General features: G+C 25.7%; 15 protein-coding genes. 6 read left to right on the forward strand and 9 right to left on the reverse strand.

Going from position 1 to position 17,672, the window contains the following annotated elements; genetic code table 11:
* Positions 1-351 precede the first annotated feature (351 nt).
* A complete protein-coding gene (locus tag BN346_RS05350; protein WP_034440251.1) occupies positions 352-1,425 on the reverse strand; it encodes an undecaprenyldiphospho-muramoylpentapeptide beta-N-acetylglucosaminyltransferase in 1,074 nt (357 codons plus the stop codon).
* A gap of 571 nt (positions 1,426-1,996) precedes the next feature.
* Here BN346_RS05350 and BN346_RS21530 point away from each other — a divergent pair.
* The 5 genes from BN346_RS21530 to BN346_RS05370 all read left to right on the forward strand — a co-directional run bounded on the left by BN346_RS21530 (position 1,997) and on the right by BN346_RS05370 (position 3,190).
* Positions 1,997-2,134 carry a hypothetical protein gene (locus BN346_RS21530; protein ID WP_158644451.1) on the forward strand — a complete coding sequence of 46 codons (138 nt, stop codon included), beginning with the start codon at positions 1,997-1,999 and terminating at the stop codon, positions 2,132-2,134.
* Between the two features lie 90 nt (positions 2,135-2,224).
* Positions 2,225-2,422, forward strand: coding sequence for an alpha/beta-type small acid-soluble spore protein (locus tag BN346_RS05355; RefSeq protein WP_034440252.1), 198 nt, complete (start codon positions 2,225-2,227; stop codon positions 2,420-2,422).
* A gap of 38 nt (positions 2,423-2,460) precedes the next feature.
* Positions 2,461-2,661 (forward strand): alpha/beta-type small acid-soluble spore protein, encoded by a 201-nt coding sequence (locus BN346_RS05360; protein WP_034440253.1) that lies wholly within the window; start codon positions 2,461-2,463, stop codon positions 2,659-2,661.
* A 69-nt stretch (positions 2,662-2,730) separates the two neighbouring features.
* Positions 2,731-2,919 carry an alpha/beta-type small acid-soluble spore protein gene (locus BN346_RS05365; protein WP_034440255.1) on the forward strand — a complete coding sequence of 63 codons (189 nt, stop codon included), beginning with the start codon at positions 2,731-2,733 and terminating at the stop codon, positions 2,917-2,919.
* Positions 2,920-3,001: 82 nt separating this feature from the next.
* On the forward strand, positions 3,002-3,190 hold the full coding sequence (locus BN346_RS05370; protein ID WP_034440255.1) for an alpha/beta-type small acid-soluble spore protein: 189 nt from the start codon (positions 3,002-3,004) through the stop codon (positions 3,188-3,190).
* A gap of 52 nt (positions 3,191-3,242) precedes the next feature.
* Here BN346_RS05370 and BN346_RS05375 read toward each other — a convergent pair whose 3' ends face one another.
* Together BN346_RS05375 and BN346_RS05380 are read right to left on the reverse strand one after the other, a co-directional pair.
* Positions 3,243-4,586, reverse strand: coding sequence for an MATE family efflux transporter (locus BN346_RS05375; protein ID WP_034440257.1), 1,344 nt, complete (start codon positions 4,584-4,586; stop codon positions 3,243-3,245).
* Complete coding sequence (locus BN346_RS05380; protein WP_051540062.1) at positions 4,579-5,022, reverse strand: MarR family winged helix-turn-helix transcriptional regulator; 444 nt, start codon at positions 5,020-5,022, stop codon at positions 4,579-4,581. Before BN346_RS05380 ends, BN346_RS05375 begins: the two co-directional genes overlap by 8 nt.
* A 564-nt stretch (positions 5,023-5,586) precedes the next feature.
* Here BN346_RS05380 and BN346_RS05385 point away from each other — a divergent pair.
* The gene (locus BN346_RS05385) at positions 5,587-6,084 is read left to right on the forward strand and encodes a QueT transporter family protein (protein ID WP_034440260.1); all 498 of its coding nucleotides are present in this window, start codon (positions 5,587-5,589) and stop codon (positions 6,082-6,084) included.
* Between the two features lie 308 nt (positions 6,085-6,392).
* On the opposite strand, the gene recJ is transcribed toward BN346_RS05385, so the two are convergent.
* The 6 genes from recJ to BN346_RS05415 form a co-directional block, all read right to left on the reverse strand.
* Entirely contained in the window at positions 6,393-8,159 is a 1,767-nt protein-coding gene (gene recJ, locus BN346_RS05390) for a single-stranded-DNA-specific exonuclease RecJ (protein WP_101541679.1), read from the reverse strand.
* A 356-nt stretch (positions 8,160-8,515) separates the two neighbouring features.
* The gene (locus BN346_RS05395) at positions 8,516-9,733 is read right to left on the reverse strand and encodes a M16 family metallopeptidase (RefSeq protein ID WP_034440262.1); all 1,218 of its coding nucleotides are present in this window, start codon (positions 9,731-9,733) and stop codon (positions 8,516-8,518) included.
* A 26-nt stretch (positions 9,734-9,759) separates the two neighbouring features.
* On the reverse strand, positions 9,760-12,663 hold the full coding sequence (locus BN346_RS05400; RefSeq protein WP_034440264.1) for a DNA topoisomerase IV subunit A: 2,904 nt from the start codon (positions 12,661-12,663) through the stop codon (positions 9,760-9,762).
* Positions 12,664-12,676: 13 nt separating this feature from the next.
* Complete coding sequence (locus BN346_RS05405; protein WP_034440265.1) at positions 12,677-14,620, reverse strand: DNA gyrase/topoisomerase IV subunit B; 1,944 nt, start codon at positions 14,618-14,620, stop codon at positions 12,677-12,679.
* 96 nt (positions 14,621-14,716) lie between these two features.
* Positions 14,717-15,769 (reverse strand): tRNA 2-selenouridine(34) synthase MnmH, encoded by a 1,053-nt coding sequence (gene mnmH, locus BN346_RS05410; RefSeq protein ID WP_034440266.1) that lies wholly within the window; start codon positions 15,767-15,769, stop codon positions 14,717-14,719.
* 535 nt (positions 15,770-16,304) lie between these two features.
* Positions 16,305-17,669, reverse strand: coding sequence for a vWA domain-containing protein (locus tag BN346_RS05415; protein WP_034440268.1), 1,365 nt, complete (start codon positions 17,667-17,669; stop codon positions 16,305-16,307).
* Positions 17,670-17,672 lie beyond the last annotated feature (3 nt).

Consider the following 17,672-nt stretch of genomic DNA (forward strand, 5'->3'; position numbering starts at 1 on the left):
TAAATCAAGGAAGTAATTCACATCAATAATGAATTTTATTAATGTGAATTACTGACGAAAAGTTATGAAAAATAGACTAGAATTTAATTACATAGCTCTTAATTTAGTTCACTTATAGCCGTTTAGTCTTGGAAATAAAATAGCAAATTCATTAGAGTTTCTTTGAGATTTTTATGAATAACGTTTTAAATAATTCCTGTTTCTTGGAATACTACTATTCTCATTTAATATTTGAATAATTTCATTTTTCAACTTGTTTTCCTATATATTTTTTTATTGTTTTTATATAAAATTTTTAATTCCTATATAATAAAAAGAGACCTTAAGGTCTCTTTTTATTTTAATAATATATTATTTCTTTCTATACTTTTCTATAAGTTCAATTATTTTATCTATACTATCTTTAACTTCACTTTTTGACATAGCATTAATATACTTTTCTCTATTATTATATAACTCATTAATTTTATTTAAAAATAACTCTGATGTTATTTCTTCTTCTTCTATAACCATACTATATCCATCTTTTTCAAAAGATCTAGAATTTAATATTTGATCGCCTCTACTTGCCTTAGCTGAAAGTGGTATAAGTAGATTTGGTTTTTTAAGACTTAAAATTTCAAATATAGTATTAGCTCCAGCACGAGAAACTATGATTGATGCACACTTCATAAAATGCGGTAATTCTTCTTTTACATATTCAAATTGAATATATCCTTCTTTTTCTATAGATGAATCTAAATTTCCCTTTCCTGTAACATGTATTATATTAAACTTTTGTAAAAGTTCATCTAAATTATCTCTTACAGCATTATTTATAAATCTAGAACCTAAACTACCTCCAATAACTAATATTATTGGTTTTTCAGATTTAAATTTACATATTTTAAGTGCTTCTAAATTACTTCCCTGAAGTAATTCTTGTCTTATTGGAAGCCCTGTAAGAACTGCCTTGCTTTTATCTACATGATTTAATGCTTCTTTAAATGTTACACAAATTTTTGTTGCATATGGCATAGATATTTTATTTGCAAGTCCTGGTGTCATATCCGCCTCATGTATTATCACTGGAATCTTTCTAGACTTAGCTGCTAATATTACTGGTACTGAAACAAATCCACCCTTAGAAAATATTATATCTGGTTTTTCTTTCTTTAATATAGACTTTGCATCAAATACCCCTTTTACTACTTTAAAAGGATCACTAAAATTTTTCCAATCAAAATATCGTCTTAGTTTTCCACTTGATATCACATGATATTTTACACCTATTTCTTCTATAAGTTTTCTTTCTATACCTTCTTTTGTTCCTATGTATTCTATATCATAACCTAACTCTTTTAACTTTGGCATAAGCGCTATATTTGGTGTAACGTGGCCTGCTGTTCCGCCTCCAGTTAAAATTATTTTTTTCTTATCTTTCAAAATGAAACCTCCTAAAATAAATGCTAATTTCTTTTAACAAAATAAACTTAATAATTTACATGCTAAATTTAACTTTAGTATATGCATAGGTTTCCAAGCTAATATTTGAGTTTATACATTTTATTGATTCATAATCTTAATTTTAAATTTAATTAATAGCTTTCTCTTTGGAACCAGTTGATAATTTACAATAGAAATACCTATTAAAATATATAAATTAAAACTTAGAATTAAAATATGCATAACTTAAAGTTTAAACTTGAATTCCTATAATGTCCTATAACCTACCTTTAACTTATAACTGATATTTTTCAATTTTTAAATTAAAATTAGATTTTATTGACTGCAAGTAGCTATTTTATTAATATATCAATATTTTTTTATAATTTTTATATTAATAATCCCTACATTATATATTATATAATATTTTTTTATTTTTTTATATATTACTTATATCCTAATTTATTACAAAAGAAACATTATATTCACAACTTTCCTTTAAAGTTATAAAATAAAAGTTTTATATTCGGTTAAAATAACATTACACCAAACAAAGGAGGTGACAAAAGAAATGGGAAAGACAAAAAACAAACGTCAAGGAAATCAATTTAGTTCAGAAAATAAATATAATGAATTAAATTCAGAAGTACAATGTGAACAAAAACAAAATAGAAAACAAAATAAAACTCAAATGAATTCTATGGAGTAAACTTTCTAAGATTCATTTATACCCAAAAGATATTACTTTTTAAAATAGTATCTTTACAAATTTAAAATCTTATATATGGAGGTATTTGTTATGAGTAACTATAGTAACAATAGAGTTTTAGTTCCTGAAGCTAAAGAAGGATTAAACAAATTTAAAATGGAAGCTGCAAACGAAGTTGGAGTTAACTTAAAACAAGGATATAATGGTGATTTAACTTCTAGAGAAGCTGGTTCAATCGGTGGCCAAATGGTTAAAAAAATGGTTGAATCTTATGAAAAATCATTATAATACTACAATAAATTTATATATATAAGGAGATGTATTTTATGAGTAACAATTATGGAAGTAACAGACTTTTAGTTCCTGAAGCTAAAGAAGGATTAAATAAATTTAAAATGGAAGCTGCAAACGAAGTTGGAGTTAACTTAAAACAAGGATATAATGGTGATTTAACTTCTAGAGAAGCTGGTTCAATCGGTGGCCAAATGGTTAAAAAAATGGTTGAATCTTATGAAAAATCATTATAATACTATAATTTAATATATCTTATAATATAACTTTAAAATATAAACCATTTAATTAAGGAGGCAATAAAAATGAGCAGAAATAGAGTATTAGTTCCTGAAGCTAAAGAAGGATTAAATCAATTTAAGATGGAAGCCGCTAGAGAAGTAGGAGTTACTCTTAAAGATGGTTATAACGGAGACTTAACATCTAGAGAAGCCGGCTCAATTGGTGGCCAAATGGTTAAAAAAATGGTTGAAGCTTACGAAAAATCTTTATAAGATGAATAAAATCATTATATAATATACTTTCAAATTCGTAATATATTATATAAAATACCATTAAATTAAGGAGGCAATGATTATGAGCAGAAATAGAGTATTAGTTCCTGAAGCTAAAGAAGGATTAAATCAATTTAAGATGGAAGCCGCTAGAGAAGTAGGAGTTACTCTTAAAGATGGTTATAACGGAGATTTAACATCTAGAGAAGCAGGCTCAATCGGTGGCCAAATGGTTAAAAAAATGGTTGAAGCTTACGAAAAAAGTTTATAATAATGAATTAAAAAATAATAAAGGAATATGCATTAGCATATTCCTTTATTATTTAGTTTACTTGTGTTTTTAAATTATATATTTTTTTATAACTTAAGAATAAGTTTGCACCTATAACTATAGTTATTATCTCTGTAATTGGAACAGTAATCCAAACACCTTTAATACCAAGCATATTGGATAAAGTAAATAGCATAATTAATACAATTATTAACGCACGTGATAAAGAAATAGTTACTGCAAACTTTGGTTTTTCTACAGAATAGAAGAATGCATCAAATAAAATATTTATTCCCATAAATAAATATGCAATTCCATAAACTTTTATAGCATTTGCTGTTATATCTATAATTTCTTTATCCTTTACAAATATAGATGATAATTCATATGGGAACGCTACACAAATAGTTGTAAATACAACTCCTGCTAAAGTTGAAAAAACAACACCTAACTTAAAGAACTTAAATACTCTTTCTATTTTCTCAGCACCATAATTAACACTTACTAAAGGCTGAATAGTTTGAGCTGTACCCATAAATATAGAAAAGAAAATTAAATTAATATTTGCTATAATTCCATAGGATGATACACCGATATCTCCAATTAAATTTAATATTACTTTATTAAAAGCTATAGTAACAATTCCAACAGACATTTCACTAATAAAACTACTTATTCCATTAGATAATATTCTTTTTAAAATTTTAAATTGTGGTTTAAATTTAACAAGTTTAATTCCTGATTTTTTAGTTAAAGAATATGAAAAATTAATAATAACACTAAGTACGGCTGATAAAGCTGTAGCTAGTCCCGCACCAAACATTCCCATTCCAAAACCAAATACAAATAGCACATCTAAAACTACATTAAGCGAACAACAACCAATTGTTGCCATCATAGCTATATGAGGTGCTTTGTCATTACGCACAAATACATTCATAAAAATATCTATTACAAAGAATGGCGCAAATAATAATATTGTACCTAGATATTGTTTAGTAAATGATATGTTATTTTTAGTCGCCCCTAAAAAATAAGCAATTTTTTCAATAAATATTAAACCTAAGATTGCATAAATTAATCCAACTATTAATGCACATACAAATCCAAAAGTATAAATTTCTTTTGCCGTCTTGTCTTCTTTTTTCCCCTTAAATATAGAATATAATGTTGCTGAACCTGTTGCAAATAAAAATCCTGTTGCATACATTAATGAAATAGATGGTGTACTAACATTTAATGCAGCTAGTCCCTTTCCACCTAATGCTCTACCAACACATAATGCATCAACAAAAACATATCCTGATAACATTATCATTCCTAATAATCCTGGAATAAGATAACGGAAAAATAGTTTTTTCTCATTATCCTTTACTAAATCAAATTGTTTACTCACTTTCCTCACCTAACTCTTTTTGCAAATTTGTAACTATTTTTTTGTATAGTTTGTTAAAAGTAATTTTTTCTTCATCATTTAAGCAATTAAAAACTAAATCTTCTTTCTTATACAAATCATTTAAAATACTTTCTACATATATGGTTCCTTTGTCTGTAAGAGATATCAGTTTTCTTCTTTTATCAATGATATCTTTTTCAGTTTTTATATATCCATTATTATGTAATTGTTTTAAAAGTCCTGTCAGTGTTTGTTTATAAATAAACATAGTTTCACTTATAAATTTAGCCTCTACACCATCAGGGTACTCATATAACAAATCTAATATTTGTAATAAAGAATATGAAATACCTTTTTTCTGACACCATTCGTAATAAATTTTAGATTCTAATCTACCTAATAGAATATGTTCATTAAACTCTTTACTACTTCTCATAACATCACCCTTCCAAAAATAGTACGAGTTAATACTAATTTAGTACCAACTCGTACTATTATATCAACTTTTTATTATTTGTCAATTAAATTACTTACAATTTAATATTAAATAGAAACTTTATACATTCAAATAATGTCTTTACCAAGTGATACTTATAGCTTTATATATTATATATAGAGAAAATCATAAGTCTTTCAATACTAGATAATTTACAAATTAAATTTTTACTAACTAAATTCAATTTGTCTTTTCCTATAGGTATATTATTATTTATATAAACTGTAAATACTTTTAGATTCTATTAATAAATTGTGATAATATAAAATTTGTCCGTTACTATTATCTATAGAATATATAGATGTCCTAATAAGATGTAGCTTCTTCATAGCTACATCTTTATTAATTTATTTTTATAGTAATAGTTTTATTTGAATATATTTGATTTATTTATGAAAGTTAACCTTGATTTTAATTAAATAAAATCATATAATAATGTTTGGCAATTAACTAAGGACAGTTCGTAACCATCCTGTCCTAAAACAAAACTATGGAGGTATTATTATGAATAAAACAAAAAAAATTGCATTTTCAGCTCTTTTAGCAGCTATTTATGCAACACTTACTGTAGGTCTTAACTTTATGAGCTATGGGCCTATTCAATTTAGAATTGCAGAAGGATTAACAGTTTTGCCTTATTTCTCACCTTATGCAATTGTTGGACTTTTTTTAGGATGTGTATTATCTAATATAATAAGTCCTATGGGAATTCCTGATTTAATTTTTGGATCTATAGCAACTTTATTAGGTGCTTATTTAACCTACAAAATTGGAAAAAGTAATTTAAAACATAAAAAGTTACTTGCTCCATTACCACCAGTGTTAATTAATGCATTAATAATTGGAACTATGTTAAAAGTATTATACGTTCAAAATGTTCCATTAGTTTTAAATATGCTTTATGTAGGACTGGGACAACTTATATGTTGTTATGGTGTAGGTCTTCCTATAATGTCATTTATAGAGAAAAACTCTTATGTAAAAAAAGTTTTTTCAAATTAAAATATTAAAAATTATATTTTTATAAAATATATGTTAAAATAAGGGAAAAAGTAGCAAGAATACCTTGCTACTTTTATTTATTGTTTAACTTCAAAAATACTTTACCATGTGAAAAACCACTTCATATCTCTAATGTATCTTTTTTCAATAATAACTACAATATTAACATCATGATCCATTTACTTTTCATAATGTTTCCACTCATTTTGTCTATCAACATAACTTTTATATTAAATGTATCATACAATATATAAAAAAGGAGCTGTCGTTAGTAGATTTGTTATCTACTAATTCGACAGCTCCTTTTTTTATTTTATTTTAAAACTATTTATTTTTAATTGTATAGACACATTTCCATTGTATTCATTTATAGATGGTGTAAATATTAAGTCCATTTTCATTCCACAAGGATTTTCTAACATATATTCATAACTTTCACCATATGCTTCTTTCATTTCTTCTATAAACTCATCAACCTTATTAAAACAAATTCCATCTATGTATCTATTAGTGCCATTTATTCTACATCTCAATTTTAACGTGTTTTTATTTTCACCTAGTATACTTATTTTTTCTACAGCTACATTTTTTTCAGCCAATACAGGACTTGCATTGCCTTTTCCAAAAGGTTCTAAAACTTTAATTTCATCTATTAATTTAAAGTCTATATTTTTAAATTCTAATCTTTCATCTATGCGTATCTTATATATTAAATCATCTTCTGTTAATGTACAACAATCATTAATATATTTTCTAAACTTATCTATATTTTCTTCCTTTATAGATAAACCTGCTGCCATTGGATGTCCACCAAATTTTTCTAAATACTCTTTGCATTTAATAAGTTCTTCAAACATATTAAATTCAGGTATAGAACGCGCTGAGCCTTTAGGCATTTCTTTACCTTTTGTTAAAACAATAGTAGGCAAGTTATACCTTTCTTTTATTCTTCCTGCTACTATTCCTGCTATACTTTCATGTATTTTCTCATTATAAACTACCAACACTTTATCATTTATAAGATTAGAACTTTCTATCATTTCTATTACTTCTTCAACTGCTTCATTTGTGAGTTCTTGTCTCTTTTTATTTAAATCAACTAAAGTGCTAGCAAGTTCTTTTGCTTTATTTTCATCTTCCGCTAAAAACAAATCTACTGATAAAAATGCAGTTTCAAGTCTACCTGTAGCATTAATACATGGTCCTATTAAAAAACCTATATGATAAGATGAAACTTCACCTTTAATATTTAGAGCATCTTTTAGTGCACATATTCCTAAATTATCAGTGTCTTTTAATCTATTTAATGCATTTTTTGCTATGACTCTATTTTCATCTACTAAATCAACAACATCACATATAGTTCCTATACCTGCTATTTCTATTAATTCATAAGCCTTTTTTTCAGATATATTCATTTTTCTATATAAACCTTCTGCAAATTTAAAGGCTATTCCAGCTCCACAAAGTTGCTTAAATGGATATTCACAGTCTTCTTGTTTAGGATTTATAACCACATCTGCATTTGGTGTTTTATAAATTCTTTCACCATTTTCTTGCTCTTCAAATGGTAATTCATGATGATCAGTAATAACTATTGTCATTCCAAGTTCTTTTGCTCTTTTAACTTGTTCTACAGCAGATATTCCATTGTCACAAGTTATTATAGTTCTATATCCTTCATCATACATTTTCTCAAGTCTAGACGTAGATAGACCATATCCTTCATTTTCCCTATCTGGTATATAGTAACTTGCTTCCGCATCACATGTAGTTAATGCCTTATATAAAATTACAGTGCTTGTAACTCCATCAGCATCATAATCGCCATATATCATTATTTTTTCATTTTGTAAAATGGCATTTTTTATTATTTCTGTTCCTTCATCCATCCCCTTCATTAAAAACGGATCATATAAATTGTCTAACGATGGATTTATAAACTTCTTCATTTCATCTATAGTATTTATTTGTCTATTAATCATAATTTTTGCTATTAAAGGGTTTACCCCTACTTTTTTCCCAACTTCTCTTAGATTTGCATTAGTAGTTCTAAGCATCCACTTACTTCTCAATATACCACCACCTAAATTATCTATTTATAAATTAATCTTTGTATTTAAAAAACTCCGAATAAATCCGAAGCTATATCATCTAAATATAAATCTACAAACAAATCAATTTTAACACATTTGCTTTAAATATTATATAGCTTATATTTAAAAACTATTATCTAAAAATTACTTTCCTTAACATTCACTATAGGGTTCCAAGTTCAAATTCAAAATAACAAATTTATTCCTATCATTTATATTTGGAACTAAGTAAGAAGTACGAGTGAATAGTTATGGTTAATATTATTCATTTCATTCATAATATTTAAAATAGAAATATAAAACAAACAGGATATCACTACCCTGTTTGTTTATATTTATTTAATTATTTGTATGCTTGGATTTTTTAATACTTTATTCACTACATTTAAAATTTCTTCTTCTGTAACATTTTCTATATTAAATTCTTCAAAAAGAATATTACAATCACCATACATTAATTCATATGTTGCTATATTAAAACTCATTGTTATAGACTTTTCTAACCCTAATATTCTTTTAAGTTTACAAGTTTTTATTATGCTATTTATCTTTTCTTCATCAAATACATTGCTTATATTTTTAACTTTTTCTATTTCTTTGTTTATTATTTCTATTGCTGTATCTATATTTTCATGTGATGTTCCAAGATTTATAGTATATAACTTTATTCCTAACTCATTCTTTAATCTTGCATTAATGTCATAAACTAAGCCCTTCTTAGTTCTAACTTCATCATATAAAATGGAACTAGTTCCTTCACCAAAATATGAATTAAATATTCTAAGCAAAGCTATTTCTCTATTATTTAATTCATGTATTGGAAATACATATTGAATTTTACAAGAGTTTATGCCATCTTTGTTTTCAACAAATACACCACTTTTATTTTCTTCGTATAATGATACTTTCTTATCTATTTCATCATTTTTATTACTTTCAATATTAAAGTATTTTTTTATAATACTTACTACTTTATCAAAGTCTAAAGAAGAAACTACAGATATTGTCATATTTTCTGACTTATAATGTTTTTGATAAAAATCTTTTAAGTCTTTTATTGTAAAATTTTTAATACTGTTTTCATTTCCTATTATAAGCTCTTTTATCCTTCTATTATTAAATCCATTTAAAAATAGCTTATCTTCACAATACTGAGAAGTATCATCTTTCCATTCCTTAAGTTCTTCACATATAACTGAAATTTCTTCTTCAAAATTCTTTTCATCAAAATTTGGATTTAACACTATATCACTATATATATCAATTCCCTTTTCAAAGTCCTCGTTTAAACATGTACCATAATATACTACATAGGGATAATTAGTCATAGCATTATGAAATCCAAAAATATTATCACATTCTCTATTTATCTCTATTTCAGTTCTATTTTTTGTTCCTTTAAAGACCATATGTTCAACTGCATGACTTATTCCATATTCATTACTATCTTCTACTATTGCTCCAGCATTTACAGCTATATTAAATGAAGTTATATTATTTTCATTTTTTTTATATATTATTTTTATACCATTATCCAATATAAATTTTTTCATTTTCCCCCCACTTTTCTTATATTAATTTACTCTCTTGTAACTACTTCTATTTCATCATCCATTAGTTGCATTATATTTTTTCCTCTTCCAGCTCTATTTTGAGATGATATTTCACTTATAAGAAGTTTTTTGTTTTTTCCACTTTTACTTACTAAATTAATATAAGTATTTATTTCATCTACACAAATTTCATCTTTATTAGAATTTTTTCTTTCTGAAACCACATCTACAAATTTAACTTTATCTTCATCTTTTAAACTAATTCCAGTAACTCCACTAGCATTTTTCCCCATAGGGTTTATGCTTTCTAAAGGAAATTTTATTGCCATAGCTTTTTTAGTGATTAATAAAACATCTGATTCCCTATCTTCCTTTATTACTTTTATCAATTTATCTTCACCTTTTATTTTATATCCTAAAATGTCTTTATACTCACCTTCAAATTCATTTGATAAAGTTCTTTTTATAAGTCCATTTTCTGTTATAAAATAAAAATTAAAATTATCGTAGTTCTTTAAAGATATTACTGATATTATATTATTTTCCTTAGAATAATCTTTTACAAAATCACCTAAAGAAAATACTTTCTTATTTTTATTTTGCAACATATATCCTTTAATTTTATATACAATTCCATTTTCAGTAAAGATAAGTATATCTTCTGCACTACTTGTTAAAACACAAATTTTATCTTGTGTAGTTCTTTGTGACGTTCTTATTGAATTCTTATCATTAACATTTATATAGAATTCTTTATAACTATAGGTATCTTTATAATCAATATATATTATCTCATCATTAATTGGTAGTGAAGCTATTTCTATGCCTAATACATTTCTCTCCGTTGGTTCCATATTAGGTTCTTCAGCAGTAAAACATAAACCCTCTTTAGTAGTAATTTCTATAAACTGATTTTCTCTATCTTTAGGTACAATATCTACTTTTACTAACTTTTCGTCATTTCTTAATTTTAACGCTACTATTTTAGAATAATTAGTATCGAATTTGCTTATCTCAGTCTTTTTCATCATACCTAAGGATGTAAATAGTAAAACATCTCTAGGATTTGTAAAGTTTTCTAATACATATGTGTCTACAATTTCTTCTTTTGATAAATCTATATTTTTTATTATATTTTCTATTCTTTCGCCTTTTTCTTTCCACTTAAATTCTGGTATAGTATCTATTTTAAGTTGATACATATTTCCTTGAGAAGTAAAAATAAGCATTGTATTCTTAGTATTACCTTCTAAAAGATATTTATTGAAGTCGCCTTCTCTATACTCTATATCATTTACATCTTGCGATGTTCTTACAAAGGATTTTTGTGGTATTCTTTTTATAAAACCTTCATTTGAAATTGTTATAACTACATCTTCTTCAATAATAAGTTCTTCTATTTCAATTTTAGCTTCATTATCATTTTCTACTATGCTTGTTTTACGCCCATCATCGTATTTTTCTTTGATTCCTATTAATTCATTCTTTATAACCTTTAACAATTCTTTTTCATTACTTAATATTTTTCTTAACTTTCTCATCAAACTTTCTAATTCTTTATATTCTTTTTCAAAAGTTTTTATTTCAAGTCCAGTTAATCTATATAACATAAGTTCTAATATAGCTTCAGATTGAATTTCTGTAAATCCAAAGTTATTTATTAAGTTTATAGCTGCATCTTTCTTAGATTTTGAAGCTCTTATTGTTTTTATAACTTCATCCATAATACTTATTGCTTTTATAAAACCCTCAACTATATGAAATCTTCTTTCTGCTATTTCAAGTTCTCTTTTTGTTCTTCTAGTTACAACATCTTTTTGATGATTTATATAATGTCTTATTATAGCTTTTAAACTTAAAGTTTCAGGTTTTCCGTCAGCAAGTGCAACCATGTTAAAAGATAAGTTGCACTGTAATTCTGTCTTCTTAAATAAATATTTTTCAACTTTCTCCACAATTTCTAAGTTAGCATTTTTTTTAAACTCAATAACTGCTCTAGTTCCATTTCTATCTGACTCATCTCTTATATCTGATATTACATCTAATGCTTTTGAATGTTTTTTATCGCCAGTCATATCCGATATACTTTGAAGTATTTTAGATTTATTTTTTCTATATGGAAACTCAGTAATAACTATTGCCATTCTTCCATTTTCTAATGTCTCTATATTAGTTTTAGATCTTAGTGTTACCTTACCTTCTCCAGTTTCATAAGCTGTTAAAATAGCTTTTTTTCCTATAATTATTCCACCTGTAGGTAAATCCGGTCCTTTAATATAATCCATTAGTTCCTTAGTTGTTATATCATTGTTATCTATATAAGCTAAAGATCCATCTATAACTTCACCTAAATTATGAGGTGGTATATTTGTAGCAAGTCCAACTGCTATTCCAAATGTTCCGTTTACTAATAAATTAGGATATCTTGCTGGTAATACAGTAGGTTCTTTCTCTGTATCTGAATAGTTAAGCTGCATATCAACTACATCTTTTTCTATATCTCTTAACATTTCCATAGAAATATTTGAAAGTCTTGCCTCTGTATAACGCATTGCTGCAGCATTATCACCATCAATACTTCCCCAGTTACCATGTCCATCTATAAGTTGCATTCTTGTGGAGAAATTCTGTGCTAATATTACCATTGCATCATATACAGAAGTATCGCCATGTGGATGATATTTTCCAAGTATATCTCCAACAATTCTTGCAGATTTATAATATGGTTTATCTGGATATGCTTTTAACATATATGCTCCATAAAGTATTCTTCTATGAACAGGTTTTAAGCCATCTCTTACATCTGGAAGTGCTCTATCTTTAGAAACTTCTACAGCATATGGAAGATAATTTTCTGGCATAGCTTCATCTATAGGAGTATTTATAATATTATTATCTACAGGTATATTATTATCTATCTTTTTAGCCATATCTTAACACCTCCTAAAATTCTGCATATTTATACATATAATTTTTTCTTGGCTCTACCACATCACCCATTAAAAGTGAAATCATTTTTTCTGCTTTTGCTGCATCTTCTATTGTAACTCTTTGAAGTGTTCTTGTTTCAGGATTTAGTGTAGTATCCCACAATTGATCTGGATTCATTTCTCCAAGTCCTTTATACCTTTGAATTAATGCTCCTTTTCCTATTTCCTTTTTAGCTTTTTCTAGTTCATCATCACTATAAGCATATTTGCACACTTCTTTATTTTTAACGTTTTTATACACTTTATATAATGGTGGCAATGCTATATATAAGTGTCCATTTTGAATTAATGGTCTCATATATCTATAAATATATGTCATCCACAATGTTCTAATATGATATCCATCAACGTCAGCATCACTTAAAATTATTATTTTATTATATCTTAATTGTTCTTCATTGTAATTATCTAATATCCCTGTTCCTATTGCTGTATTAAACAATTTAAGTTCTTCACTAGCTATTACATTTTCTAACTTTTGTTTTTCCGTATTCATTATTTTACCTTTTGAAGGCATTATGCTCTGAAATCTTCTATCTCTAGCTTGTTTTGCACTTCCACCAGCTGAATCTCCCTCAACAACAATAAATTCAGTTACATCTTTATTTTTCAATGTACATACTGCAATTTTACCTGCAAGTGGTGATGTTCCATTTCCTATCTTTTTTTTCTCTGCTTCATTAATTTTTTTTATCTTTTCTCTACGTTGAGAAGCATATATTGCATTATTTATTATAATTGTAGCTATTTCTTTATTATCTTCTATCCATTCACCAATTTTTTGATAGCAAAGTTCATTCATCATTGAATATGCTTCTACATTTCCAAGTTTAGTTTTTGTTTGACCTTCAAATATAGGATTACTTACTTTTATTCTAACAATAGCAGTCATTCCTTCTCTAAGATCATCGCCTTCAAACTCTTTTTCCTTTTCCTTTAAAAGGTTAAGTTTTTTAGTCCATTCTTTAAATATTCTAGTCATTCCAGTTTTAAAACCTGTTTCATGTGTTCCAGCTTCTGTTGTTGGAATATTATTTACATAACTCGCTATATATTCTGTACTTGAATCTGTAAATTGAATGCATACTTCTCCCTCTAAATTAAGTCCATTTATAGATTTTTCTCCACTAAAAAAAATAGGTTCTTTGTGAAGTATAGTCTTGCTTTCATTTAAATAATCAATAAAATCTAAAAGTCCTCTATCTGAATGATATACCTTTTCTTCAACTTCTTCTTTTCTTTCATCTCTTAAAACTAAAGTTATTCCTTTATTTTGAAATGCAAGTTCTTGAAGTCTCTCATCAATTATATCAAATTTAAAATCTATATTACCAAAAACTTCCTTATCAGCCATAAAAGTGACTTTTGTTCCACTTTTTTTAGTTGTTCCAATTTCTTCAAGTCCAGTAACTGGAGTACCTGGCATTTTCTTTTTTAAATCTTTGTCATAGGCATATTCAAATCTTTGTTTAAATATTTTTCCCTTTTGCTTAACTTCAACCTCAAGCCAAGAAGATAGTGCATTAACAACTGCTGCACCTACACCATGAAGTCCTCCTGACGTTTTATAGTTTGAATTATTAAATTTTCCACCTGTGTGTAGCTCTGTATAAACCATCTCTACTCCAGATTTCTTTTTTATAGGATGTATTCCTGTTGGAATTCCTCTTCCATTATCTATAATTGTTACACTTTTATCCTTATTTAAAATAACCTCTGCTTTATCACCATATCCATTAGCAACTTCATCTATAGCATTATCTAATATTTCCCAAATGCAATGATGTAAGCCCTTTGTTCCAGTAGTTCCAATATACATTCCTGGTCTAACTCTAACAGGCTCTAATTTTTCCAAAGAGGTTAAGTCGGTAACTTCATAGCTATTAGTTTCTTTCATTCTTTTACCTCCCAGTACATATAAAAGTAAGAAAAGAAAAAATCAAAATGCTCTATCGCATAATGATTATTTTCTATTTAATTTACATATTTACTTTTAAAATATATTATCTATCTCTTCATTTTTCAAATAACTATCTATAAATTGTTCTAATTCTTTTGATGCATCTTCAATTGTTTCAACTATAATATTTTTTTCGTATTTATATGTATTTGCACTATGCATATACATTGGATCATAATATTTAATCATAAGTTCTTTTACAACTTCTTCATAATCATTATTCATCACTCGAGTACAATAATCCTCTAATGTTTCTTTACTTAAAATTTTATTAATTCTTATTAATGAATTACATATTTCTTCATTAGATTTAACACTTTTTGTATATTCATTAATTATAAGATTAGCTCTAAAGTTAATATCAGCATCAACAAATATATGTATACCATCTTTCATTTTATTATGTATGTATTCCGGAATTATTACTCTTCCAATTCTTTTGCTTTCTGCTTCTATAAAAATATAATTTGTTTTTCTGCTTTTTAGCTCACTAAAAATCAAACTTTCAAATTTTTTCTGAGAATTTACTTCTCCAAGACCTACCGCACCTAAAATTGAACCTCTATGATTTGCAAATCCTTCTAAATCTAAAGTATCATATCCATCTATTTTAAGCTTTTTTAAAATTTCAGTTTTTCCTACACCTGTATTTCCATGAAGTACAACATATGTAATATCTTCATTAATCTTAGGAAGTACTTCTCTAATATATTCTCTATATCCTTTATATCCACCTTTTATTCTTTCTACTCTCATACCTAAAGAATGTAATAATGAAGCTAACGATCCACTTCTCATACCGCCTCTTGCACAAAACAATACTATCTTACCATATTTTTTCTCAAGTTCTAAAAAATCATTGTATATCTTAGGTAATCTCTTAGAAACAATTTCTATACCTACCTTTTTAGCTTTTTCTGTAGATTCTTGCTTATATATAGTACCTACTAACGCTCTTTCTTCATCACTGAATAATGGTATATTTATGGCTCCTGGTATAGTATATTCATCATATTCTTTAGGACTTCTTACATCTACTAAAATGTAATTTCCTTTAAGATCCTCATATTTTATTGTATTAAACATTAATTCCTCCAACTCTTCAATTCACAGTTCACAATTCACAAATTTTGCTTTTTATAAATTAGTTTTTATGTATTTATATATTAATTAAATAATGTTTCTTTGTTTAAAACTTATACTTTTATTTAGTAATTTAATTATTTTAATGTTCCATTTATAAAATTTAGAATAAATAATTTTAAAAATCAAATTGGATATTCTATAGGTTTGTAAAATATAAATTTACTTTATTTATATGTGCTTATGCATTATGAATTATGAATTGAATTAACTATTCTTTTCAAATTTATATTTTAATAGTTAATATATGAAAATGTCAATAAGCTAACTATTAGTACACTTATTTATAAAAATTTAAATTTTATTTGTTCAGATTAATTTTTAAGTATAACATTTACATAGTTATATTTTTATCCACTACCTTTAAACATTATACAATATCAATTATTATATAGTATATTTTAGTAAATATATACACATATTTAAAAGTTTATATACTTCAAAACAAATAGACAATGATATTATCATTGTCTAAAATTTAATCATATATAGGTTGTTGATTATTCATTGACCATCCATCACTTCTCACATCTAGAATATCTACATATTCTTCTTTTTCTTCTATATACTTAAGTTTTTTTATAATGCCTATAGGTTCTTTAAATGAAATCACATCATTTTTTTCATTTAAAACCCAAAGTACTTTATATCCTTTAGGTTTAACAGCTAAAGTTTCTTCTCCTTTTCCATCTGTAAAATATATTACTACATTAGGATTTATCTCATTTGCTCTTTTAAATATTGGTGAAAATTTTGTTCCACCTCTAGTGTTTAGTCTTTTTCTTATATCCTTTAAATTACTTATTTTATATTCTCTTCTTATTTCTGTATCACATTCTAATATAATTATTTCATAGTTATAATTTTTAACTATATTTATTATTTCTTTTACAGCTAAATTATATTCATCATCACTTATACTCCCACTTATGTCTATGGCTACTAATACTTTAGCAATTTTTTTTGATAATTCTCCTCTTAAATCAACTCTATCTGGTTGACGCCTATTTCTTCTCATTATAGTTTTATTCTTTCCACATTGAATAGTTCCCATAATTCTTTTTAAAACAAGATTCCATGATATTTCACTCTTAGTATTTTTTAAATTTTTTAACGCATTTTCAACATATATTGGTATATCACCCTTTTGAGAAAATTCTATTGATTTTCTTGTTACATCTTTTATTATATTTTCATCTATCTCAACATTACTATTCCAAATATCATGAGTTTTTGATATATCATATTCTTTCTCTAACTCATTTTTCTTTGAATCATCTTCTTCTGCCTCTTCATTAACATCCATCAAGTTCAATTCTTCTTGAATCTTTTGTACATAATATTCCATAGATTGATATGGCTCTAAACTTAAGTTATATTTTAAATTAACAGTTTCTAATGTAATTGCATATGGTGGTAAATAGTCTATATACTGATTAACTACAATATCCATAGCCATATTTAAAGCCAAAGTGCTATACTTATTAATTAACTCTTTTTTTCTTATAAGATGTAAATATATTATATGATGTATTTCATGCTTAATGGTACCTTGCATTTGTTCAAGTGTAAGGTTTAAAAATAATATAGGATTGAAATATATTATATATTTTGAAAAGTCTATATCTACACTAGTAGGACTAGCCATATCATATTTTATTTTTCTTTTCATTTGTATCAAAAAATGACCATAAAAGTTATTTTTATTTTGAAGAAGCGATAATGTTATTTTATCAATAAACTTTAGAAAATCCTTCTCAAACTCTCTTGGAATATCATCTATATTATTTATATTACATATTAAGTTATATAAATAATCTCTATTAGAATAAAATTTATCCACTTT

The sequence above is a fragment of the Clostridium ihumii AP5 genome (assembly GCF_000612845.1).
Taxonomy (GTDB): Bacteria; Bacillota; Clostridia; order Clostridiales; family Clostridiaceae; genus Clostridium_J; species Clostridium_J ihumii.